The following is a 22909-nucleotide window of genomic DNA, read 5'->3' on the forward strand; positions in this document are numbered from 1 at the left end:
CTTACACTCGCTCTATTTCGTGGGTGCCGAAGAGGCCATAGGGTCGAATAACCAGAATCACCGCCAGAACCAGAAAAGTAGCCGGCATCCGGTACTCGCCACCGAAATAGGCACCCGCCACGGTTTCCAGCCAGCCAATGAACACACCGGCAATCAGCGCCCCCAAAATGCTGTCCAGTCCACCGACAATGACCACCACCAGCACACTCAGTCCGATGATCCCGAACTGGGGGCTGAGGCCACCGGTGGCCGCCACCAGTACGCCGGCCAGTGAGGCGGCAAGCGAACCGAACACCCAGGCCATATTGAATACCCGGCGTACGTTGATGCCCATGGAATAGGCGGCGGCCTGATCCGAGGCAGTCGCACGCAAGGCTACGCCGCCCCGGGAGAAGCGGAAATAGAGCAAATAAACAATCAGCACGGCGGAACCGATCAGGAAGCCGTAGGCAATTTTCGGAGCCAGGTAGAGATCACCGATAAACACTGGCTCCCGGGGCAGAAAACTCGGAAGCAGTTGCGGATCGGCGGTCCAGATAAACTCCACCAGACCAACCAGGATACTGGCAATACCGATGGTCACCATCACCACTGAAATCGGCGACTCCCCCAGCATCGGTCGGATCATGGTCTTCTCGATCACCCCGCCCAGAAGACTGCCGCCGATCACCGCCAGTGGCAGCGCAATCCAGGCCGACATCTCCATACCGCCAGCAAAGGCCAGGAACAGGTAGGCGGCAAACATCATGATTTCGCCAATGGCAAAATTGATGACCCGGGTTGCCTTGTAGATGATGACAAAACCCAGGGCAATCAGCGCGTAGAGCCCGCCCATGGCGAGACCCGCCAGGCTTATTTCACCAAAGAACATCCAATCCATCAGGCGGCCACCCCTTCCGGATTGAGCTTCTTGCGTAAACTGTCGATGTCACTGTTACCAAGGTAGGCCTTGATCACCTCCGGGTTTTTCTGGACATCCGCCGGCAGACCCTCGGTAATCACCTGGCCAAAATTGAGCACCGCAATATGGTCGGAGATATCCATCACCATGCCCATGTCGTGCTCCACCATCAGCACGGTAATGTCCCATTCCTCCCGGATATCCAGAATGAAACGGGCCATGTCTTCCTTTTCCTCGCGGTTCATGCCAGCCACCGGCTCGTCCAGCATCAGCACTGTCGGTTGCATGGCCAGTGCCCGCGCCAGCTCCACCCGCTTCTGCAAACCATAGGAGAGACTCGACACCGGCTGGCGGCGGATATGGTCGATTTCCAGGAAGTCGATAATCCGTTGCTCTATATTTCGGCGGACCGCGATTTCCTCGCGGCGGGCAGGACCAAAATAGGCCAGTGCACTCAGCAGGCCACTTTTCATGTGGACGTGGGCGCCAAGTTTGATGTTGTCCAGCACGGTCATACCCCGGAACAGGGCAATATTCTGGAAAGTCCGGGCCAGGCCCAGCGCTGCCCTGCGGGGCGGCTTGATACCACTTGAAAGCACCTGGCCCTGATAGCTGATGGTGCCCTGCTGGGGTTTGTAGAAACCGGAAATGCAGTTGAACAGGGACGTCTTGCCAGCACCGTTCGGGCCGATAATGGTAGTGATGGTGTTTTCGGGCACGCGGAAGCTGACCTCCTGCAGGGCCTTTACACCACCAAAAGACAGAGACAGGTTACTGATTTCAAGGATGCTCACTTCACCTCCCGGCATCCATGGCGCCGGGTATAGAGGAATGCGAACACGCCCTGTTCCTACCCGGATTACGCCTAAAGATGATTGTAATTCTTGTTTTTTTCTTGTCGCCGGAGTAAACCCCGACCAGATTTAAAGTAGTCCATCCAGGCAACATTAGCCATACCCCGCTATTCTGTTACCTGACAGATGACACTAACCTTACGCGGGAAGTGACCAACAGATGCGCCGCGGCGAGAGAAAGATCAGATATGACAGATAGATTGGTTACCACCAGCTTCGACTCTGGAACCGGCGTGGCAACGCTCACCTTCAACCGGCCGGAAGCCCTGAACGCCATCAACATCCCCCTGGCCGAAGCCTTTCTGGCCGCTGTCCAGGGGCTGAAGGACCTGCCGCATGTCCGGTGTATCGTTCTGACCGGCGCGGGGCGCGCCTACATGGCGGGCGGGGATATCGCCAGCATGGCAGGTTCTCCAGAGCAGGCAGGCAGGGCGGTCAGCGCCATTCTGGACGCGGTCAACCCGGCCATCCTCCTGCTGCGCAGTATGGAAGCTCCGGTGATAGCAGCAGTCAAGGGGGTTGCTGCCGGTGCCGGGCTGAGCCTGGCACTGATGGCAGACCTGATTATTGCGCGCGAAGATGCAAAATTTCTGGTCGCCTACAGCGGCATCGGCGCCGTTCCCGACTGTGGCGGCAGCTGGTTTCTCTCCCACAGGATCGGTGCCGGCCGGGCCGCGGAATTAATGTTGCTGGGCCGGACGCTGAGCGCAGCCGAAGCTAAAGACTGGGGTTTGATCACTGATTTTGCCACGGAAAACAACTATGACAATTTGTTGGCCGAAATCATAAGGAAGATTTCCAGCGGCCCCACCCGGGCCTTTGGTGCCTTTCGCGAGCTTACCGATAGGGCCTTCGGCGATCAGCTGGCCAGCCACCTGGAAGCAGAGCGGGCGGCGTTCCTGGAACTGACCCGGACCGAGGATTTTGCAGAGGGTGTTTCGGCATTTCTCGCCAAGCGAACTGCACAATTTCGCGGTCAGTGACCTATTATTTATCCCTAGCAGAGCCAAAACGATGAATCATGTAAACAGCAATGTTTATTAGTGGGAAACCTTGAGATCAGGGGCAGAGTGGAGTCGTCCCGAGGGTCTGGCTCACGGACGAAAACTCTAAGTATGGGGGGATCGATAGAGAGGATGCTGTCCGATGTAAGATGAAAGGATCTTGAACGGATAGTCTCAGGTCAGCCAGCAACCCGGCCGGAAAGCTTAAAAATTCCACAGCAGATAAAAGTAAGCCATTGAAAAATTGGTAGGACCAGGCAGATTTGAACTGCCGACCTCTGCCATGTCAAGGCAGCGCTCTAACCAACTGAGCTATGGTCCTGCGATGCATCCGTGCCTATAGTGTACCGCTGTTGCAACGGGGAGGAAATATACTGATACCGGCTCAAGCGGTCAACCTCTTTATGAACCGGATGGCTGCCCGTTAGGAGGTTCGCACGGGTCGAAGCCAGCCCCGCACTGCCTTGCTAAGCACTGCCCACCGGTTGATCAGAAGCGCGGCAAAGATCAGGGTGCACCCTATAAGCTGGGGCCCGCTCATGGTCTCCCGGAACCAGCCGGCGGCAAACAGGGCGACCCACACCGGCTCCAGAACCATAATGACAACCCCGTGGCTGTGTGAAGACAGGCTCTGGGCATAGGTCTGAACATAGAAACGTGCAGCGGTGCCAATGAGAGCGCTGGCGACCACCCACCAGATCAGGATGGGTGGAAAATCCGCAAAGGTCAGTGACCAGTCCGGCTCGAGTATCAGTGACAGTACAGCGGCAAATCCGCCTACCGTGAGCAGGGTGAGGGCGGTAAGCAGCAGCGCCGGGACTCTGTCCTTCTGAACGGTGACGCCCTGGCGGTTGGTCTCAGCCCGCGTATTGGCCGCCCGCGTATTCATCAGGAAGAACAGGGCGAAAATAAACGCGGCGGCCACAAAAAATAGTTGCCCCGGTTCCGGCCTGAAGCCGTGCTGCAGTGACAGCAGGGCCAGCCCTGCCACCGCCACGGGTATGGCCAGCCAGGTGCTGACCGGCTGCGGCTCCCGGAACACAATCCTTGCAATGACCGGCACAATGACAACGCCCAGGCTGGTAAGGAAAGCTCCTTCACCCACATGACTGCCGTGGAACAGGCCCATCACCCAGAAGCTCATGGCAATGCCGAACACCAGCCCTACCTGCAGACTGCGAACCAGATGATCACGGGTCAGCCTTCGCAGGTGTCGGTGAGCCGCAATGGCAAGCACTCCGCCTGCCAGAAAGAACCGCAGCGCCATGAACAGAAGCGGTGGCATCATCAGTACGGCTTCTTTGGAAAACATCCAGCTGATGCCCGCAAGTAGCGTTACCACAACCAGCAAAAGGTCGGACTTATGGGCATTGGACAAAGGCATCGGGGCGATTATTCCTTTCGGCTCATGTGGGCAGGCGGCAAACATTACCACAGGCAGTCACCGGACAACGAGCAACCCCTCTGCCCGGTAAATTTGACCACCACGATGTTAATTCTACAAAATAAAATTACGGCACGATGCCCAATTCCCAGCCACCTATATTTGGGGCACTTCAGGAGACAAGGATGAACTCCAGTTTTTCCTCTGAATTGATGAAACTATCCCGGACCTGTATTAATGCTGCGTTTGGCAGCTTAGGTTTTGAACTGCGACGAAAACCCCTGGGAAGAGGCATTCCGAAATCGCCGCCACCCCTGTTTGATGATCCTATTGAAGCGATGTATCACCAGCGGGGTGGAGAAAATGCTCTATTTAAATGTCCCGTTAACCGGCTTGTTGAGCTGAAGGGGTTCGGGTTTGGCGAGCAAAAGTGGCATCCGATGGTGAATGTGACCAATGGCTATAATCAGTACGGCTATGATGTTGCAGACAGACTCTTGAGTAAATATTACCGGACCCATCATCCTGATAATGCCGCGGAGGCCCTGCCTGGGTTCGCGGACTCACCCGCCCTTTTCGCAGAGGCGCCCTCGCATATTTACTACCTCGCTCCCTGGAACGCTCGCTCTGCTGAAACGATCGATTCCCTCGCAAGAGCATGGACTTATCAGGAAAACGTCGCAAACGGAAGGGACGATCTTTTTCTCGACCCCCACGGTTTCATGATGCACGGCCCAGTGCACAGAGCAAAACGCAAGCTTGAACTGAGGCGGCTCACCCAGTTGGTAGACTCGATCAGGAACAATGGTTTTTCCCCTGGCGCCAATATTAACGTAAGGGTTTTGAAGCGAAACGACGAATTGTTATTCGTAGTCAATGGCGGCGGACACCACAGGGCCTCGGTTGTGGCTGCCCTTGGCTATGAATGGGTACCAGCGAGGTTTTACCCCGGTCCCATCATTATTGATGTTGCAGAGGCGGAACTTTGGCCCAGTGTCCGTTCCGGAGTCTGGAGTATCCATCAGGCGAGAGCATACGTTGACTATCTTTTTGATTTCGACTCCCGCGCCTGGGCTGAATCGAGGGGGCTGCTCCTTGAACAGAATATCCCTCATTCAAAGGCTCCAGAATAACCCTGGAGTCAGTTGGCAGGCCAGGCTGCCAACCATGACCCATCCCTGGGCCATGGTCATCCCTGATCAGTTCAAGGTGTTGTAAACCAGGCTTGACATATCCGTCTGGTCCGAGCCAGGCACTTCAATGTACCGGTCTCCCGCTCCCCACCATTGCCACCAGGCACGCTGGTTGTATGTGCGGCTGGCAAAGTCGACCCGGAAGCCGTTCAGGGTTGTGTTGTTCACCACGGGCACGGAAATGTTACCGGTTTCGCTGCCCAGGACCCCGCTATGGGACACGTCCTCGTTCATCAATACCGGGTAGTGATTGTAATAGAGCCCGTCGGGGCCATTCTGGCTGGTGTACTTGCCCCCGAGGCTGAGATTGGACACGCAGGAGTCGATGCCCTCTGCGGTGGTTGCGCCACAGGCGGAGTGCACCGGAACCACTCCATCATCCTTGCCTTCGATAAAGGGCTTGGTTATGCCCCCGTAGGAGGAGCCACCTGCGACCAGCCGGATGCGGGGAATATCGTTGGGCCCCACTGCCAGGTTCCGTGCCGTATTGGTCTGAAGGTCGTTCACAACCCCGAGCCTGCCGGGCGTGGGGGTTATGCCGGTGAACGCCTTCACCGCAGCTTTGACGGGCGCCAGGTACCAGCTGTCGTTGTAGGCGATGCTTACCGCCAGGTCGGCCAGCTCAGTACCGCCGCCGGCGCCAGAGAAGTCCAGGGAAGTCAGTATCTTCAGCGGCGGCAGGCCGTCAGCCTGCAACCAGCGGGCCTGGTTTTCCAGCAGGTATCGGGTCACCAGGTCACCGGTCGAGTGGGACACCACGATGCAGTAATTGTCGCACAGCCCCTGCTGGCTAATGGACTGCATTTGCTGATATGCCTGCTCTGCAATAGAGCCCTCGACACGGCCATTACTGGGCCAGTCGATTCTAGCCTCAGCCCGGGACAGCCAGAAGGTGCGCCAGTAGTCTTCCCCGGCTGCTTTAACTTCATCGAGATTGGCGGGTGGGTCGGACAGGTCCTCCTGCTGAAACCCATGCACGAGTATTACATTGTGGCCGGCCAACTGGGCGCTGGTGCTGGCGGCAAACAGACTGGCTGACATGACCGCCGTGGCGAGCAGTGTCTTTCTGGTAAGTGTTGTCTTTGTTGATTTCATCGTTCGCTCCGTCCTTGTACACGTTGTTGTTATTTAGGTACTGCAACGTTGCTGGATCTGCGGCGCAAAGCCGCTATCAGAAGCCCGCCGTCATCTTGTTCAGCAGGGCGGCGCGCTCTTCTGATTCTGGGTTTCGGGCCCGGGTATTCTCCAGTTGGTCCAGGTCCGGTGGTGTAAATGTAAAGCCTTCGTCGGGACCGAAAGCGTAATCCGTGCGGTCGCCGGGACGCGCTGGCAGCCGGCGTATCTGCAATCCTTTCAGCTGCAGCTCTTTGGCGTCCGCCTTGTCGGCAAGAACCGACCCATGGGCCTTGAGCTCAAAGGCGTCCGAGCCGCTGCCAAGGTTTTTCTCGCTGTTCAGCTGGGCCACTGGCTGGCCGTCAGCATAGAGTTGTGCGCTGAGTCCGTAGTGGCCGCCCTCATCGGCGTCGAATTCCACCGGAATGATCAGGTCGTTACCAGTGATACGGGTGTCGCCAAGACCCTCGATCTCACCAAGATAGGGCTCTACCGTCAGGGTCGATACGTGACGCAAAGGCTTGCTGTCTACCGTCGCCTCAACAATCAGCCGGTATTCCCCGGGTTCAATGTCGCTGTCCAGCACGCCCTGGTAGTAGCCGTCCTCCTGGAATTCGAGGGTTCCCTGTTCGGCTTTGGTCTGGTCAGCCGCGGACTCAAGTGTGACGTCCATGGTCCGATTCACTACCTCGGGTCCGGACAGGCTTGCAACGACCAGGATCTCGTCACCCCGAGTGAAGCGGTATTTCTCCAGGGAAACACTGAACTGACCGCCATCGGCCAGGGGCAGGTCCACAGGCTCATAGTGATTACCCCGGTAGGCTTTAGCCTGGGCTTCGGTCAGGGGCACAGAGTAGGCCGGGTAACGTGATGCCTCCTGGTACTGTTCCGCCACATTGGCCAACATGAATCGCACCGGGTCGTCTGGCGGCGGGGCCTGGGGCGTCCCGGTTGGGCTGGATGCGTTCGAGGCGCCTTTCTGGAGCTGGGTAGGGGGATTGGTGGTGGTTTCAGAGCTACCGGGCCAGGCCCAGTTCTGGTGCTCTGCAGATAACAGGAAGCCAAGGCCGGCAGCACTGCCAACCAGCGTAGAAATGACCAGGAATCCCCGAAGTGCCATAGCGTTTCCGTTTTCGCCGCCTAAGAAATGAAAGCGGGTTCAAAGTTATTGTTGTTTAAAAAACATACATAGCCAAACGGACCCCGGCAATGGAAACGGGAAGATTGTGCCGTTTTGTTGTGCCCGCGTGACCCAAGTCACAGTTTATTGCGGGCGCATTCAGGAGAGCAGGGTGGCAGTTTTACTGATCGTTGCGAATGGCCTCAAACTCGAAACGCAGTTTCACTTCATCACCCACCAGCTTCGGGTCCAGGGCGTAGATCATGCCCCATTCACTACGTTTTATGGTGGCGCGGGCCGATATCCCGAGGGTGTACTTGCCGTGTCCGATGGGGTACTCGGCCGCTTTGTTCAACGTGACATCCAGGGTGACCGGCCGGGTCTTTCCCAACAGCGTGAGCTCGCCCGTAAGCTCTCCCGTAGCCTCTCCGGTTGCCATGAAGTCAGTCACTTCAAACTCAACCCGGGGATGGTCATCCACATCAAGGAAGTCATCCTTACGAAGATGCTCGTCGCGCTTTTTGTGGTTGGAAAAAACACTGTCGCTTTCCACCACCACCGTTCCTGAGCTCACTACCTGTGCTTCGTCGTCATATTCAAAGGAGCCCCGAGCCTCAAGAAACATCCCGATGACACTGGCGTAGCCGATGTGGCTTACTTCAAATGTCATGGTGAAATGGTCTTCATCAATGATGTACTGACGGGGCTCGGCGGCCAGGGCGCCATAGCCGAAAAAGCCCAGCAGGGCGACGGCGCATGTTGGGAAAAACCTTGCCTGTCTTGCTCCCATGGAATTCTCCTTGTCAGCCGGTCGGTTTTTGGATACTCGTTGTCGATCTCAACAACCACAGGGTATCCACCACAAATGAATAGGTCAGAAGGGCCAGCGCCAGAGCCAGGGCAATGCTGGCAAACCAGGGGCTGACAAAAGGCAGAATCACAATCAGCAGGGTAGCGCTTTGCCAGACGCAGACCGTTTTGCGTCGGAAGCTCTCCGGCAAATCGGCTTTAAGGGCAGGGCACAGCTGTCCTGCCACAAGAAACCCGTAGCGCATCAGGCCAAGGGCAACAACCCAGGGCCCCGCTTTATCCAGTACGATTACCGCGCCGCAGAGCAGCAGGATAAAAAAAGCGTCCAGCTCCATATCGAAGCGGGCGCCAAAGTCGGACTCGGTGTGGGTTGCCCTGGCAATGGCGCCATCGAAGCCGTCAAGAACAAGCACCACGAGGCTGGCGATAGCGAATGGCCAGACCAGGCCTGGGAGAACATCCGGTACCAATACGACGGCACCGAGGAGCGAGGTCATAACGGCACGGACGAGTGTAATCCGGTTGGCCCAGCCAAAGTCCCGAGCATTCTGGTAACTACGCCAACTCCAGGCAATCAGTGCGCTGACCACGCCATAAAGGAGGACGCCGGGCAATAGAATGGATGCCGGCAAGGACAGCAGGACAGCGGCAATGCCCCAGGCAGCCACAAGCAGGAGCAAACCCCAGCACAGCTCGGCACCGATGCCCGGGGCGTTGCCTGATTGTGAAGCTGTTGAATCCATAAGTTCACCTGAACGTATTACCTGCGCCAGCCATAGGGACCAGGTTATCCCAGTATGTAGATAGGTACTGGGCGTTATTCCAGTATGTCGATAGACTGGTTGCGCAGACAAGGATCTCTACCAGAGCATACGTCAATATCGGGGGTGTGGATGCGTTCCGCTTCCCCCTGAAGGTGGCAGGCCTGGCAGAGGATATGGAACCGACACAGGAAAACACCATGACCGCCAAAACCCACAGGTCCCGCTCGCCAGCTCCAGCCTCGGGCACGGCCCGGGCTTTCTGGGTGACCGGAGCAGCAAGAGGCGAGATCCGCGACGTGAATCCGGGCCAGGGCCAGGCGGCAGGCGATTTAGGTGCCGATGCAGAACCAGCAGGAAGTCAGCAGCTCATTGAAGTCGAAACCCTTTACTCGGCCGTCAGCCGTGGCACCGAGAGTCTGGTGTTTCTCAACAGGATTCCCGAGTCCGAATTCCAGCGGATGCGTGCCCCTTTCCAGCGCGGGGAGTTTCCCTTCCCCGTCTGCTATGGCTATTCCAACGTCGGGTGCGTGGTCGAGGGACCATCGTCATTGCTGGGTCAGGCGGTCTTTACGCTGTTTCCCCATCAGACCCGGTTCCGGGTGCCGGCCGAAGCCGTTGTGCCGGTGCCTGAGTCGGTGCCGGCGGCAAGGGCGGTCTTGGCGGCCAACATGGAAACGGCCATCAACGGCCTCTGGGATGCCGAGCCAAGAATCGGAGACAGGATTGCCGTTGTTGGCTGCGGCGTTGTGGGCAGCCTGGTTGCTTACCTTGCCAGCCGGATTCCGGGCTCCCGGGTTACAGCCATTGATACCGATGAGCGTCGGCTCGCGCTTCTTGACCATCTGGGCGTGCGTTTCGCAACCCGGACCCAGGAAACCGACTTTGATCTGGTTATTCACGCCAGCGGCCACCCCGACGGTCTCAGAACTGCCCTTGGTCTGGCTGGTAAAGAGGCTCGTATTGTTGAAATGAGCTGGTATGGCGACCAGGAGGTCAACGTACCCTTGGGTGGCCGGTTCCACTCCCAGAGACTGACCATCCGCTCAAGTCAGGTGGGTGGTATCAATCAGGCTCAAACACCCCGCTGGGATTATCGCAGGCGGCTGGGGCTGGCACTGTCGTTACTGGCTGACCCGGCGCTGGATGCGCTTTTCTCCAGCGAGAGCAGATTCGAGGATCTGCCCGAGACCATGGCCTGGCTCTGCCAGCCAGGAAACGGTGAACTCTGCCACCGGGTGATCTACCCGGGCGCTGACAACCATAGCTGAACCCATCAATTATCAAGGAGTCGTACATGTTCAGTCTGACTGTCCGGGATCACCTCATGATTGCCCACAGTTTCAAGGGCGAGATCTTCGGCCCCGCCCAGGGCCTCCACGGGGCCACCTATCTTGTGGATGTGAGTTTTGAGCGTTCTGAACTGGACCAGGATGACCTTGTGGTGGATATCGGTTTGGCCAGTGAGGCGCTCAAGACGACACTGGCACGTTTCAACATGAAGAACCTGGACGACCTTCCTGAACTCGCCGGCCGCAACACCACTACAGAGTTCATGGCGAAGACCATTTTTGACCACATGGCCCAGGCCATCGGTTCCGGGGTCCTGGGTGAAACCGGCAAAGGCCTCGAGGCCCTGACAGTGACTCTGAGCGAGTCCCATGTCGCCTGGGCGAGTTACCGTGGCAAGCTCTGACACCCGCGTGGAACAGGCCTGGACGCTGCTGGTGCCCGGTGATCCGGGGCAGAGGACCGGCGGTTATGCTTACGTTCGGGAAGTTGCGAGCAGTTTGAGAAGTCTTGGGCAAGCCATTGAACTAAAAGGTTTGCCTGGCCGGTTTCCCGAGGGTGATGAGGAGGCGGTTCAGGCAATGGAGCAGGCCCTGGCGGCGTTACCGGACGGCGCCATTGTCGTGCTCGATGGCCTCGCCATGGGCGGCTTGCCGGCGCCGCTGGAAAACCATAGCAGCCGGCTGTCGATGATTGCCCTTGTCCATCATGCCCTGGCAGACGAGTCGGGTCTCGATGCTGCCAGCCGTGAGCACTATTTTCGCACAGAGCGGCGAGCTCTCGGGTGTGTCCAGGGAGTGATTACCACAAGCGCTCACACCGCCGAAGGCCTGGGCCGGTTCGGGGTGACAGCGCCGGTGTGCGTGGTTGAGCCTGGCGTGGCGTACGCCGGGACCGAACCCCCTGAACCGGCGCCTGCAAAGCCGGAAGTTGTCCGGATTCTCTGCGTTGCCACCCTCAGCGCCCGTAAAGCCCAGCATCAGCTGGTGGCGGCCCTGGGACAGCTTCGTGGTCAGTCCTGGCACTGCACATTGGCGGGCTCCACGACGCGGCAGGCAGACTATGCAGAAGCGCTGCGAAGCCAGATAGAAAAGCTGGGCCTGTCTCACCAGTTTACCCTGACCGGTGAGTTGGGGGAGGCCGACATGCAACAGGTCTGGCAGCAGGCGGACCTGTTTGTCCTACCCTCCCTTCATGAGGGCTATGGCATGGTAATCGATGAAGCGCTGGCCCACGGCCTGCCCATTATAGCCAGTGATGGCGGAGCCCTGGCCCAGACCGCCAGAAGACCAGGCATCCTCCAGTATCAGGCTGGCGATATAGCGCAACTTCAAAGCGCCCTGGAAAAAGTGCTCGCCAGTCCTCACACCCTGTCGCAATTACAGCAACAGGCCCTTGAGTCCCGCGCGACCCTGCGGTCCTGGATAACGGCAGGGCAAGAGTTCCGGTCAGCCGTCCGTGCATGCGCCGAAGCAGGCACTGCCGCAGCCCTGAATGAGAGCACCCGGTCACAGGCAGATCCCAGTCGGTTTGAGGACAGCTGGCTGCAGTTAAGGGAACCCGCCGACCATCGGTCCCGGGATCACAAACTGACCGCAGCGGCGGCCCAGTGGTTGCGCCAGAAGGAGCCTCATGAGCCTCTTGTTCTTGATCTGGGTTGCGGGAGCGGTTCTAACTATCGTTACTTTTATTCGGCCAGCGCGGGCGCCTATTCGGCTCGGACGGGTAACGGCACACCGCTCGCCCCGGATGCCCGATGGCTGCTGGTAGACCAGGACCAAACCCTGTTGGCGGTCGCCCGTCGGTTAAACGAGGAAGGGGACTGTTACGCCGAAAGCCGGCAGATCAGGTACCAGGTCTGCCGGCTTACAAGCTCGGACTTTCCCCGTCAACTGCCGGACCGGCCTGACCTGATTACCGCCTCCGCCCTGATCGACCTGGTCACCGCGCCCTGGCTGCAGGCCCTGGCCCGGTATGCAAATAGTGCTCGCGCCGGGTTATTGGTAACACTGTCCTATGCCGGAGATTTCAGCTTTTCGCCTGCTCATCCTGATGATTCCTGGCTGCTTGAGCTGGTCAACCGGCACCAGCAAAGCGACAAAGGCGAGGGCAAGGCGCTTGGGCCACACGCCCCCCGGCGACTTCAGCAGGAGCTGGAGGCGGAAGGCTATCACGTACAACTTGGCGACAGCCCATGGCACCTTGATAAGCAGGACCAGGCCCTGCAGGCAGCGCTGGTGGACGGCTGGAAGACTGCAGCGCTTGACCAGAGCCCCGACGATGCCCGCCGTATCACCCTCTGGGCTGAAGCCCGGCAAAAAGCGATTGCAGCCGGTCAACTGGGGATCACGGTGTCCCATGTCGACCTTTTCGCCACGCCCGGGGCCTGATTCTGTGACTGCAGCGCCAACCAACAGAGGTATGTTGAAGCCGGCCTGGCAACTGGCTCTCCGCTGGGTGTTGACCTTGGGCCTGCTTGGCGCGGTTGTCGTGTACCTGGATACCGAAGCGCTTGTCGTCCGGTTGGGTCAACTGAGCCCGGGTATTGTGGCCTTGGCCCTGGCAATCACGGTGGTGCAGGTAGTGGTGTCGGCCTGGCGGTGGCGCTATACCTCAGCGCGCCTGGGGCTTGAACTACCACTCGGGCCCGCCATCGGTGAATATTATCTGGCGACCTTTCTGAACCAGCTGTTGCCCGGCGGCGTGATGGGCGACGTTAACCGGGCCTGGCGTCATGGCCGCGATAGCCGGAAACAGGTAAGCGCCGCCAACGCCGTACTGATCGAACGCTTCTCGGGACAACTGGTCATGGCGGCTGTGTCTGCCGTTCTGCTGGTGGCCTGGTGGCCCTTCTCCGCAGGCGCGGTTTCCGAAACATCGGTAAACAGCCTCGAGCCGGGGCAGGGTTGGCTGGTGTTCACGGTACCAGCCATCCTGATAGCCGGAGGTCTAATCGGGCTTATTTTCCGTCGACCACTGATTCGCTATCTGTACCATCTGCGGGCCGACCTGACCCGGTCATTGCTGGTGTGGCCTGTGGTGGCGGTTCAGATCGGAGCGTCGCTGGTTGTGGTGGGAAGTTACCTGGCTGTATTTCTGCTTCTAGCCTGGGGCCTGGCAGAACCGGGCACCGGCTTTCCCTGGCAGACCCTGCTACCGTTGTCGGCAGCCCTGCTGCTGGCGATGGCATTGCCGGTTACCGTGGCCGGCTGGGGCGTTCGGGAGGGTATGGCAGCGGTACTGTGGCCCCTGGCCGGGCTTGCCCCGGAGCAGGGGGTTGCGCTCAGTGTTGCCTACGGTCTGCTGGTGCTGGTCTCAAGCCTGCCCGGCGCTGTGGTTCTGCTAAAACCCGGTGGCGTGGCCAGCGCAGCACCTGAGGTCCAGGTCGAAGAGCGTATCTGAGCCCAGATTGACTACCTGGGTCTGTGGACGCATGGCATGGGTAAGAGACTCGATTTCCGGCAGGGAAAAGGCCGCCCGGCCACTGCCGATAATCATGGGGGCGACCATCACGTGGAGTCGGTCAAGCAGGCCGGCTTTCATGAAGCCGGAGACCGTCAGCCCGCCCCCTTCAACAAACAGCCGCTTCAGCCCGAACCGGCCCAACAGATCGATAATCGTTGCCGGGTCGGTCTGGGTGCCACCCTGGCCGAGGCAGGGCACTTCAAGCGTGCCGGTTTCGGGCAGCTTATAGTCGAAGTCCTCTGGCAGTGTGCCTGCGGTCAGGCGTAATGTCGGTGCCTGTACATCAGTAAACAGGTGGTAACTGTTCGGAACCCTGCAGTTTGGATCAACCACCACACGTACTGGATTTCGGCCTTCAGCCAGTCGCACAGTCAGTCTCGGGTTGTCCTCGCAGGCGGTACCGGCGCCCACCACCACGGCATCGGATACCGCCCGCAGCCGGTGAAGATGGGTGATGCCATCGCCACCATTGATGTACTTGGACGCCCCCGTCACGGTGGCAATCCGACCGTCAAGGCTCTGGCCAAGTTGCCCGATAATCTGCTGGACACGGCCCTCGGGAAAGGGTCGGCACAGGGGTAGAAACAGGTCGAACAGGGCCTGGGCTTCGGGGGTTGTTGGCGCCAGCAAGCTCCAGTTGCTCCCTTTGCCCAGCGACAGAGCGGGCTGGGATGAGCCGGGGAGGGGGAGCACCACCTGGTCACGGTTCACCGAGGCCAGAATCAGTTGCCAGGCCGACGTCGCCTCAATCGGTTGCTCTGTCATCTTTAATCGCCTGCTTCCTGGTGCATGGAGTTGAGATATACGGTCAGTTTCAGGAAAGAATCACTCCGGCCAACGACTCATGCTGGACTCCTCACATGCTGGACTCATCAATAGTGCCAAAAGCCGGCCGGATTGCCAAAACCCCGGGGCTGGGGTGTAATGTTCAGGGTCACGCTATCTGATAACCCATTCCCGGCTGGCCGAAACCACAACCCGAGTACTCTATGTCTGCAGCGGAAAAAGCCCCGGTCCATCTGGAAATCCTGGGGGAGTTGGCCATTATAAGCCTGGCGGGTGGGCCACAGAATCGTTGGTGCGAGACGTCCCTGGTCCGCTTCAACGACCATATCATGACTCTGGCCCGGGAAAATAAGGTTCGCACGCTGATCATTACCGGTAACACCGAGGAGGCGGCGGATGACCGATCCGGCTCCTGGTTCTGCGGCGGGCTGGACACCGATGCCTTTAACCTTCGAGACCCCCTGGCCGGGGCCAACGTGGCTCGCCTGTTTACCCAGGCATTCGGTAATCTGCGGCGTTTCGGCGGGGTCACGATTGCAGCCATTAACGGCCACGCGCACAATGAGGGCTTGGCCCTGGCGCTCAATTGCGACTTCCGTCTTGCCACTGAAGACGCCATATTCCAGTTAAACGCAGGCAGCGAAGGCCTCTTGCCTTTTGGCGGCAGTACCCAGCTTTTGCCCCGGCTGGTCGGTGAATCTTGGGCCAAACGCATGCTGTTGATGGAAGTGCCGGTTGGTGCCGCCCAGGCCAGTAGTCTGGGTCTGATAGACGAGGTATGCGATGGCGAAGGCGACCTGATGAGCATGGCGGAACAATGGGCCGGCGCGATCCGGCGCCAAAGCCCCATGGCCACCAGAGCGGGCAAGCAACTGGTGGAGCATGCGCGCATGCGCCCCCTTGAGACCGGCTTTGCGGCTGAGCGTGAGTGGCAGGTGCATATTATGGAAAGTCTTGGTCAGCGATAAACAGAGTCGGTAAAAGCCACGGGTTGATAGGGGAAGTAGCCATGCGGTACATGCAGTCGTTTAACCGGCACCTGAAGCAGCTTCGGGAAGCACGCCAGCTCAGTCGGGCCGATGTAGCCGATATCTGTCACGTAGATGAAGCACAGGTTGCCAACTGGGAAGCCTTCGACCCGAAGCATCGCCGTTATCCCCGCATCGATCATCTGATGGACATATGCCTGCGTACCGAAACCGCACTTGATGAGCTTCTGGATTTCAGCGATGCTGCTGATGAGGGCCAGCTTGAGTTGCCGGGCCTGGCTTTCAGTTCGGAAAGTGACCTGGCCAAACCCCTGGCGGAACTGGAGCGTGAAATTGAACGGTTCAGGGAAACCAGAAAGGCAGAGAAGCGCAAAAAGGGCGACCTGCGTAACGCCGGCCCACTGAGCGAGGAAGAGGCAGAACTACTGCGCCGGTTCCGTAAGACCTCTGCCGAAAACCGGCGCATGGTATTGCAGATACTGGGGCACTGATCGGGTGCCCCCTCTGGTCAATGAGAGCGGCCCCGCACCAGGCCGTTTCCCTTCAGGACGTCACTTTTTTCCTGCTTTATAGATGTGTTCGTAAACGTGGTTGGTGGCCTCCACGAACCCGTCAATGCTGCCGCAATCAAACCGTCTGCCACGGAACTGATAGGCCAGCACACAGCCGGTTCTCGCCTGCTCCAGCAGGGCATCGGTAATCTGCACTTCACCGTTCTTGCCGGCCGGGGTGCGCTCGAGTATCTCGAAGATGTCCGGTGTCAGGATATAACGCCCAATAATGGCCAGGTTGCTGGGGGCATCTTCCGGCGCTGGTTTTTCTACCATGTCGGTGATCCGGTAGAGACCGTCTTTCATGGCTTCACCTTTGATCACACCGTACTTGTGGGTCTGGTCTTCCGGCACTTCCTCAATGGCCACGATGGAGCAGCGGAACTGCTTGTACAGCTTGACCATCTGCGCAAGCACGCCGTCATCACCGTCCTCAGCCACGCAGAAGTCATCGGCCAGGATAACTGCGAACGGGCTGTCGCCGATCAGGTTGCGCCCGGTCAGGATAGCGTGGCCAAGGCCCTTCATCTCGTTCTGGCGAGTGAAGGCAAAGGTGTTGTTGTTGATCAGGTCCCGTATGGAGGTCAGCAGGTCTTCCTTGCCGGAGCCGGCAATCTGATGCTCGAGCTCGTAGCTGATATCGAAGTGATCCTCAATGGCACGCTTGCCCCGCCCGGTGACAAAGCCGAATTCCGAGATCCCGGCTTCAGAGGCTTCTTCAACGCCATACTGGACCAGAGGCTTGTTAACAATCGGCAGTATTTCCTTCGGCATGGCCTTGGTGGCAGGCAGGAACCGGGTTCCGTAACCGGCAACGGGGAACAGACACTTCTTGATCATCTGGATTTCCTTTTCATCGTCATGACGTGGATTTCGACTGAAACAAACAGTAACGAAGTGTACCGGAGTTGGGCATCAAACGGGAGCCAGAAGCGAAGGGGGGTTAAGCAAACTTAATCGGTGACGAGGCGGCGGCCCCGTTGGAGTATTGTCGACAATAGTCTGGGGTATTGTTGACAATAAGCTCGGTTGAGCGTAGTTTTTGCCCCAATAGACCCTACTTTGTTGACAAAGACATGTTAGCTGCCACTTCACAGTCCCAGACCCGCGCCGACGAAGCCTTCGATTGTCTGCAAACCGCCATCGTGAAAGGTGACCTGGCCCCTGGCGAGAAAATCGGCGAGGTGGAGCTGTGCGAACGCTTCAACCTCACCCGGGGCCCCTTGAGAGAAGCCCTCGGCCGACTGGAATCACGGGGGCTACTAGTACGAAAACCGCATGCCGGTGTAAAGGTGGTGTCGGTCAGCGGTGACGAGCTCCTGGAGCTTTACCACATCCGTGAATCCATGGAGGGGCTGGCGGCACGCCAGGCCGCCGAGCGCATGACGGACGCGGAAATCGCCGATCTCCAGGCCACCCTGGACAGTCACGAAAAGATGATCGACCTGGCCCAGGGCCAGGCCTACTATCAGGGTGAAGGCGACTACGATTTTCACTACCGCATTGCCAAGGGCAGCCGCAACACCAAGCTGGCCCAGATGCTCCTCGGCGACCTCTATTACATGGTTCGTATGTATCGCTATCGCCTCAGTACATCCGCCGGCCGGCCCCAGAAAGCGCTGGGAGAGCACCGCCACATTGTGGAGGCCATCGCCCAGCGTGACGGTGAGCTGGCGCAGTTCCTGATGCAACGACACATCAGTGCGGCCAGGCGGAACATCGAACAGAAGATCAAGGCAGGTGTGTTGAACTTATAGACGGTGTGCTGAATTTATAGCTTATAGAAAGTGTGCTGAATATATAGAACGCGTGCTGAACATATAACGGTGAGCTGAACCCGCTGAACTGAAACCAACAATGCCAAAACCAGGAGAACCACCATGTCCATCCAACCATCCGCAGGCGCCCGCTTTCGCAAGGCCCTGAAAGAAAACCACCCCCTGCAGATCGTCGGCACCATTAACGCCTACACCGCGATGATGGCAGAGAAGGTCGGACACCAGGCCATATACCTGTCTGGCGGCGGCGTGGCTAATGCTTCCTATGGCTTACCGGACCTGGGCATCACCACGTTGAACGACGTTATTGAAGATGTGCGCCGGATCACCTCGGCGACCTCGGTTCCGCTTCTGGTGGATATCGACACCGGCTGGGGTGGGGTCTTTAATATCGCTCGCACGATTCAGCAGATGGAGGGGGCAGGGGCCGCGGCTGTTCACATTGAAGACCAGGTGGCCCAGAAGCGTTGTGGCCATCGCCCCAACAAGGCCATAGTGTCGAAAGAGGAAATGGTCGATCGGATCAAGGCCTGTGTTGACGCCCGCCGGGATGAGAACTTCTTTATCATGGCCCGCACCGACGCCTTCCAACAGGAAGGTCTTGAAGCTGCCATTGATCGTGCTCAGGCCTGCATCGAGGCTGGGGCAGATGGCATCTTCGCCGAGGCCGTCACCGAACTGGAGCATTACCAGGCATTTTCAAAGGCGCTGGACGCGCCCCTGCTGGCCAACATCACCGAGTTCGGGGCCACGCCGCTCTATAACAAAAAAGAGCTGGGCGAGGCGGGTGCAGACATGGTGCTGTATCCCCTGAGCGCTTTCCGGGCCATGAACCAGGCCGCTCTGACCGTCTATGAAAGCATCCTTCAAAAGGGCGACCAGAAAGACGTGGTCGACATGATGCAGACCCGCAAGGACCTTTACGAGTTCCTGAACTACCACGAATTTGAACAAAAGCTGGACGATCTGTTCAAACAGCAAAAGAGCCAGTAAACAAAAAATACCCGGTCAGTGTCTGGCCCCAGCACGGGCGCCCAGCCTGGCCAACCAAAATTGGAGAGGAGAGAGAATCATGGCTGAGAATAAACAGAACACCGCCGGTCTTAGGGGCCAGGTCGCCGGGGTCACATCACTGTGTACCGTAGGCCAGAGCGGTGCAGGACTCACCTACCGCGGCTATGAGATTACCGACCTGGCGGAAAAAGCCCAGTTTGAGGAGATCGCCTACCTTCTGTTGCGCGGTAAACTGCCAAACCGGCAGGAGCTCGATGCCTACAAGAAGAAGCTGAGCGGTCTGCGGGCGCTGCCGGATGCTCTCAAGAATGTGCTTGAACAGATTCCGAAGAATGCCCACCCGATGGATGTCATGCGCACGGGATGCTCCATGCTGGGCAGCCTGGAAACCGAAGAAGACTTCAGCGAACAGGATGACCGGATCGACCGCATGCTGGCCGCTTTCCCCAGTATCATCTGCTACTGGTACCGCTTCGCCCAGGAAGGTGTGCGTATTGAAACAGACGGCAACAGCGACTCCATCGGTGGCCACTTCCTGGAACTGCTTCATGGCAAGGCCCCCAGTGAGCTCCATGAGAAGGTCATGAACGTCTCCCTGATCCTCTACGCCGAGCACGAATTCAACGCTTCCACCTTTACCGCACGGGTCTGCGCCTCGACCCTGTCCGACATCCACAGCTGCGTGACCGGAGCCATCGGCACTCTGCGCGGACCTTTGCATGGTGGTGCCAACGAGGCGGCCATGGCGCTTATCCAGAAGTTCAGTACGCCGGATGAGGCCGAAGAAGGCCTGATGGGCATGCTGGAGCGTAAAGAAAAAATCATGGGCTTCGGTCACGCCATCTACAAGGAATCCGATCCCCGCAACGCGATCATCAAGAGATGGTCCGAGAAGCTTTCGAAGGAAGTGGGAGACACCGTGCTGTACCCCGTTTCCGTGCGCTGTGAGGAAGTCATGTGGCGCGAGAAGAAACTGTTCTGCAACGCTGACTTCTTCCACGCGTCGGCCTACCATTTCATGGGCATCCCCACCGAGCTGTTTACTCCCATCTTCGTGATGTCACGAGTGTCCGGCTGGACGGCCCACGTCAAGGAGCAGCGTGAGAACAATCGGATCATCCGGCCCAGCGCCGAGTACAACGGTCCGGAACGCCGCGAGTGGACGCCCATCGAAGAACGCTCCTAAGCGGCGCCAGAAAGGAGCTGCTTGAATGCGGCTCCGAGCCTGCCGTTACAGGAAGCCACCGTTTGTCGTGGCTTTCTGATTTCCCTTTTGAATAACCCTGTTTGAGTCCTTGCCCATGAATAGTGATTACCGCAAACCCCTGCCCGGCACCGAATTCGATTTCTTTGACACCTGCGAAGCTGTCAACACCATTGAGCCAGGGGCCTATGAAAAGCTGCCTTACACCTCCCGCGTGCTGGCCGAAAACCTGGTGCGCCGCTGTGGACCGGAGCTGATGACCGATGCCCTGAAACAGCTGATCGAGCGCAAGCGCGACCTGGACTTTCCCTGGTACCCGGCCCGGGTCGTGTGTCATGACATTTTGGGCCAGACCGCTCTTGTTGACCTGGCCGGCCTGCGCGACGCCATTGCCCTGAAGGGTGGCGACCCGGCCAAGGTGAACCCGGTGGTGCCCACCCAGCTGATTGTCGACCATTCCCTGGCCGTAGAGCATGCCGGCTTCGAGGAAGACGCCTTTGAAAAGAACCGGGCCATCGAAGACCGCCGCAATGACGACCGATTCCACTTCATCAACTGGACCAAGACTGCGTTCAAGAACGTGGATGTGATTCCACCGGGCAACGGCATCATGCACCAGATCAACCTGGAGAAAATGTCGCCCGTGGTCCAGGTTCGTGACCGCGTCGCGTTTGTGGACACCTGCGTAGGCACGGACAGCCACACCCCAATGGTGGATGCCCTCGGGGTTATCTCCGTCGGCGTCGGCGGACTGGAAGCTGAGAGCGTCATGCTGGGTCGCGCCTCCTACATGCGTCTTCCGGACATCGTTGGTGTCGAGCTCACTGGCAGGCTGCAGCCGGGCATTACCAGTACGGACATGGTGCTGGCCCTGACCGAATTCCTGCGCCGCGAGCGGGTAGTGGGCGCCTATCTGGAATTCTATGGAGAAGGTGCGTCGAAGCTGACCGTTGGTGATCGAGCCACCATTTCGAACATGACGCCGGAATACGGCGCCACCGCTGCCATGTTCTACATTGACGAGCAGACCATCGACTACCTGAAACTGACCGGTCGGGAAGACGATCAGGTGGCCCTGGTGGAGCGTTTCGCAAAAGAAACCGGCCTGTGGGCAGACAGCCTGAAAGACGCTGAGTATGAGCGTGTGCTGACCTTTGATCTGTCCAGCGTGACCCGCACCCTGGCGGGGCCGTCCAACCCCCATGCCCTGTTGCCCACCTCCGAACTGGCCGCCCGCGGTATCAGTGGTGTGGTGGAGAACGAAGAGGGCAAAATGCCCGACGGTGCGGTTATCATCGCAGCCATTACCAGCTGTACCAACACCAGCAACCCGCGCAACATGATTGCCGCCGGGCTTATTGCCCGTAACGCCAACCGGCTCGGTCTTACCCGCAAGCCCTGGGTGAAATCCTCCCTGGCGCCCGGTTCCAAGACGGTAAAAATGTACCTGGAAGAAGCCGACCTGCTGCCTGAGCTTGAGAACCTGGGCTTTGGTGTGGTGGCGTTTGCATGCACCACTTGTAACGGCATGAGTGGTGCCCTCGATCCGGTGATCCAGAAGGAAGTGGTCGATCGTGACCTTTACGCCACCGCCGTGCTGTCCGGCAACCGCAATTTCGACGGCCGTATTCACCCCTATGCCAAGCAGGCGTTCCTGGCTTCACCGCCACTGGTGGTGGCCTACGCCATTGCCGGAACCATACGATTCGACATCGAAAAAGATGTGCTGGGGACCGACAAGGATGGCAACCCGGTCACCCTGAAGGACATCTGGCCGAAAGATGAAGAAATCGATGCCATCGTAAAAGCGAGCGTGAAACCCGAGCAGTACCGGGAGGTGTACATCCCCATGTTCGACGTTACCCGTGAAGCCCAGGCCCAGGTTGATCCGCTTTACGAATGGCGTCCACAGAGTACCTATATCCGCCGTCCGCCCTACTGGGAAGGCGCGCTTGCGGGTGAGCGCACCATGAAGGGCATGCGCCCGCTGGCGGTTCTGGGCGACAACATCACCACGGATCACTTGTCGCCCTCCAATGCCATCATGATGGACAGCGCCGCCGGCGAGTACCTGCACAAGATGGGCGTGCCCGAGGCTGACTTCAATTCCTACGCCACCCACCGGGGCGATCACCTGACCGCGCTGCGGGCGACCTTCGCCAACCCCAAACTGCTGAACGAGATGGTGCAGGAGAACGGCAAGGTGAAGCAGGGCTCATTGGCCCGCATCGAGCCGGAAGGCAAGGTGACCCGCATGTGGGAAGCCATCGAAGCCTATATGGAGCGCAAGCAGCCGCTGATCATCGTGGCGGGTGCCGACTATGGCCAGGGCTCGTCCCGGGACTGGGCCGCCAAGGGGGTTCGCCTGGCCGGTGTGGAAGTAATCGTGGCGGAAGGCTTCGAGCGTATTCATCGCACTAACCTGTTGGGTATGGGTGTGCTGCCACTGGAGTTCATGCCGGGCACTACCCGCAAGACCCTGGAACTGGATGGCACCGAAACCTACGACGTGGCCGGCGATTACTCCCCTGGCGCCATCCTCCCGCTGGTGATTACCCGCAAGAACGGGGAGCGGGTGGAGGTGCCGGTCAAATGCCGACTGGACACCCAGGAAGAAGTGTCCATTTACGAGGCCGGTGGTGTCCTACAGCGGTTCGCCCAGGACTTCCTGGAATCAGAGGCGGTAGCCTGA

21 protein-coding genes and 1 tRNA gene are annotated in these 22909 nt (G+C 58.7%); 12 read left to right on the forward strand and 10 right to left on the reverse strand.

All coding sequences use genetic code 11. From position 1 onward, the window contains the following. Nucleotide 1: 1 nt before the first annotated feature. Both G7W63_RS14365 and G7W63_RS14370 read right to left on the reverse strand, forming a co-directional pair. A complete protein-coding gene (locus G7W63_RS14365) occupies nucleotides 2-880 on the reverse strand; it encodes a branched-chain amino acid ABC transporter permease (protein ID WP_166259527.1) in 879 nt (292 codons plus the stop codon). Further along, on the reverse strand, nucleotides 880-1695 hold the full coding sequence (locus G7W63_RS14370) for an ABC transporter ATP-binding protein (RefSeq protein ID WP_166259530.1): 816 nt from the start codon (nucleotides 1693-1695) through the stop codon (nucleotides 880-882). The genes G7W63_RS14365 and G7W63_RS14370 overlap by 1 nt, the downstream gene beginning before the upstream one ends. A gap of 248 nt (nucleotides 1696-1943) precedes the next feature. Between G7W63_RS14370 and G7W63_RS14375 the strand changes: the two genes are divergently transcribed. Continuing rightward, nucleotides 1944-2738 carry an enoyl-CoA hydratase/isomerase family protein gene (locus tag G7W63_RS14375; protein ID WP_166259533.1) on the forward strand — a complete coding sequence of 265 codons (795 nt, stop codon included), beginning with the start codon at nucleotides 1944-1946 and terminating at the stop codon, nucleotides 2736-2738. 266 nt (nucleotides 2739-3004) lie between these two features. Here G7W63_RS14375 and G7W63_RS14380 read toward each other — a convergent pair. Further along, nucleotides 3005-3081, reverse strand: a tRNA-Val gene (locus G7W63_RS14380). A gap of 102 nt (nucleotides 3082-3183) precedes the next feature. Beyond that, nucleotides 3184-4137, reverse strand: coding sequence for a DMT family transporter (locus tag G7W63_RS14385; RefSeq protein ID WP_166260213.1), 954 nt, complete (start codon nucleotides 4135-4137; stop codon nucleotides 3184-3186). 191 nt (nucleotides 4138-4328) lie between these two features. On the opposite strand from G7W63_RS14385, the gene G7W63_RS14390 reads away from it, so the two are divergent. Continuing rightward, nucleotides 4329-5276: a hypothetical protein gene (locus G7W63_RS14390; protein ID WP_166259536.1), complete on the forward strand. Its 948-nt coding sequence runs from the start codon at nucleotides 4329-4331 to the stop codon at nucleotides 5274-5276. A 66-nt stretch (nucleotides 5277-5342) separates the two neighbouring features. On the opposite strand, the gene G7W63_RS14395 is transcribed toward G7W63_RS14390, so the two are convergent. The 4 genes from G7W63_RS14395 to G7W63_RS14410 form a co-directional block, all read right to left on the reverse strand. Beyond that, entirely contained in the window at nucleotides 5343-6431 is a 1089-nt protein-coding gene (locus G7W63_RS14395; protein ID WP_166259539.1) for a hypothetical protein, read from the reverse strand. A gap of 76 nt (nucleotides 6432-6507) precedes the next feature. Then, the gene (locus G7W63_RS14400) at nucleotides 6508-7569 is read right to left on the reverse strand and encodes a hypothetical protein (RefSeq protein ID WP_166259542.1); all 1062 of its coding nucleotides are present in this window, start codon (nucleotides 7567-7569) and stop codon (nucleotides 6508-6510) included. 181 nt (nucleotides 7570-7750) lie between these two features. Further along, nucleotides 7751-8359, reverse strand: a complete 609-nt coding sequence (locus tag G7W63_RS14405; protein ID WP_166259545.1) for a YceI family protein — start codon at nucleotides 8357-8359, stop codon at nucleotides 7751-7753. A 13-nt stretch (nucleotides 8360-8372) separates the two neighbouring features. After that, nucleotides 8373-9122, reverse strand: a complete 750-nt coding sequence (locus G7W63_RS14410) for a CDP-alcohol phosphatidyltransferase family protein (protein ID WP_166259548.1) — start codon at nucleotides 9120-9122, stop codon at nucleotides 8373-8375. Between the two features lie 218 nt (nucleotides 9123-9340). On the opposite strand from G7W63_RS14410, the gene G7W63_RS14415 reads away from it, so the two are divergent. The 4 genes from G7W63_RS14415 to G7W63_RS14430 are packed head-to-tail and all read left to right on the forward strand — an operon-like array spanning nucleotide 9341 to nucleotide 13832. Next, nucleotides 9341-10411 (forward strand): zinc-dependent alcohol dehydrogenase, encoded by a 1071-nt coding sequence (locus G7W63_RS14415; protein ID WP_166259551.1) that lies wholly within the window; start codon nucleotides 9341-9343, stop codon nucleotides 10409-10411. A gap of 26 nt (nucleotides 10412-10437) precedes the next feature. After that, on the forward strand, nucleotides 10438-10836 hold the full coding sequence (locus G7W63_RS14420; protein WP_166259554.1) for a 6-pyruvoyl trahydropterin synthase family protein: 399 nt from the start codon (nucleotides 10438-10440) through the stop codon (nucleotides 10834-10836). Beyond that, nucleotides 10823-12820 carry a glycosyltransferase gene (locus G7W63_RS14425; protein WP_166259557.1) on the forward strand — a complete coding sequence of 666 codons (1998 nt, stop codon included), beginning with the start codon at nucleotides 10823-10825 and terminating at the stop codon, nucleotides 12818-12820. The genes G7W63_RS14420 and G7W63_RS14425 overlap by 14 nt, the downstream gene beginning before the upstream one ends. Nucleotides 12821-12851: 31 nt before the next feature. Continuing rightward, nucleotides 12852-13832 carry a lysylphosphatidylglycerol synthase transmembrane domain-containing protein gene (locus tag G7W63_RS14430; protein WP_166259560.1) on the forward strand — a complete coding sequence of 327 codons (981 nt, stop codon included), beginning with the start codon at nucleotides 12852-12854 and terminating at the stop codon, nucleotides 13830-13832. On the opposite strand, the gene G7W63_RS14435 is transcribed toward G7W63_RS14430, so the two are convergent. Next, complete coding sequence (locus tag G7W63_RS14435; RefSeq protein ID WP_166259563.1) at nucleotides 13773-14660, reverse strand: RibD family protein; 888 nt, start codon at nucleotides 14658-14660, stop codon at nucleotides 13773-13775. The genes G7W63_RS14430 and G7W63_RS14435 overlap by 60 nt on opposite strands. Before the next feature lie 224 nt (nucleotides 14661-14884). On the opposite strand from G7W63_RS14435, the gene G7W63_RS14440 reads away from it, so the two are divergent. Together G7W63_RS14440 and G7W63_RS14445 are read left to right on the forward strand one after the other, a co-directional pair. Next, the gene (locus tag G7W63_RS14440; protein WP_166259566.1) at nucleotides 14885-15649 is read left to right on the forward strand and encodes an enoyl-CoA hydratase-related protein; all 765 of its coding nucleotides are present in this window, start codon (nucleotides 14885-14887) and stop codon (nucleotides 15647-15649) included. Nucleotides 15650-15690: 41 nt separating this feature from the next. Beyond that, nucleotides 15691-16161 carry a helix-turn-helix domain-containing protein gene (locus tag G7W63_RS14445; RefSeq protein WP_166259569.1) on the forward strand — a complete coding sequence of 157 codons (471 nt, stop codon included), beginning with the start codon at nucleotides 15691-15693 and terminating at the stop codon, nucleotides 16159-16161. Between the two features lie 60 nt (nucleotides 16162-16221). On the opposite strand, the gene galU is transcribed toward G7W63_RS14445, so the two are convergent. Next, the gene (gene galU, locus G7W63_RS14450) at nucleotides 16222-17061 is read right to left on the reverse strand and encodes a UTP--glucose-1-phosphate uridylyltransferase GalU (RefSeq protein ID WP_166259571.1); all 840 of its coding nucleotides are present in this window, start codon (nucleotides 17059-17061) and stop codon (nucleotides 16222-16224) included. 236 nt (nucleotides 17062-17297) lie between these two features. On the opposite strand from galU, the gene G7W63_RS14455 reads away from it, so the two are divergent. The 4 genes from G7W63_RS14455 to acnD all read left to right on the forward strand — a co-directional run bounded on the left by G7W63_RS14455 (nucleotide 17298) and on the right by acnD (nucleotide 22909). Beyond that, nucleotides 17298-17978, forward strand: a complete 681-nt coding sequence (locus G7W63_RS14455) for a GntR family transcriptional regulator (protein ID WP_166259574.1) — start codon at nucleotides 17298-17300, stop codon at nucleotides 17976-17978. A gap of 123 nt (nucleotides 17979-18101) precedes the next feature. Next, the gene (gene prpB / locus G7W63_RS14460; protein ID WP_166259577.1) at nucleotides 18102-18992 is read left to right on the forward strand and encodes a methylisocitrate lyase; all 891 of its coding nucleotides are present in this window, start codon (nucleotides 18102-18104) and stop codon (nucleotides 18990-18992) included. Nucleotides 18993-19071: 79 nt separating this feature from the next. Beyond that, complete coding sequence (prpC, locus tag G7W63_RS14465; protein WP_166259580.1) at nucleotides 19072-20199, forward strand: bifunctional 2-methylcitrate synthase/citrate synthase; 1128 nt, start codon at nucleotides 19072-19074, stop codon at nucleotides 20197-20199. 115 nt (nucleotides 20200-20314) lie between these two features. Beyond that, nucleotides 20315-22909, forward strand: coding sequence for a Fe/S-dependent 2-methylisocitrate dehydratase AcnD (gene acnD, locus G7W63_RS14470; protein ID WP_166259583.1), 2595 nt, complete (start codon nucleotides 20315-20317; stop codon nucleotides 22907-22909).

The sequence above is a fragment of the Marinobacter salicampi genome, from assembly GCF_011074795.1.
Classification (GTDB): domain Bacteria; phylum Pseudomonadota; class Gammaproteobacteria; order Pseudomonadales; family Oleiphilaceae; genus Marinobacter; species Marinobacter salicampi.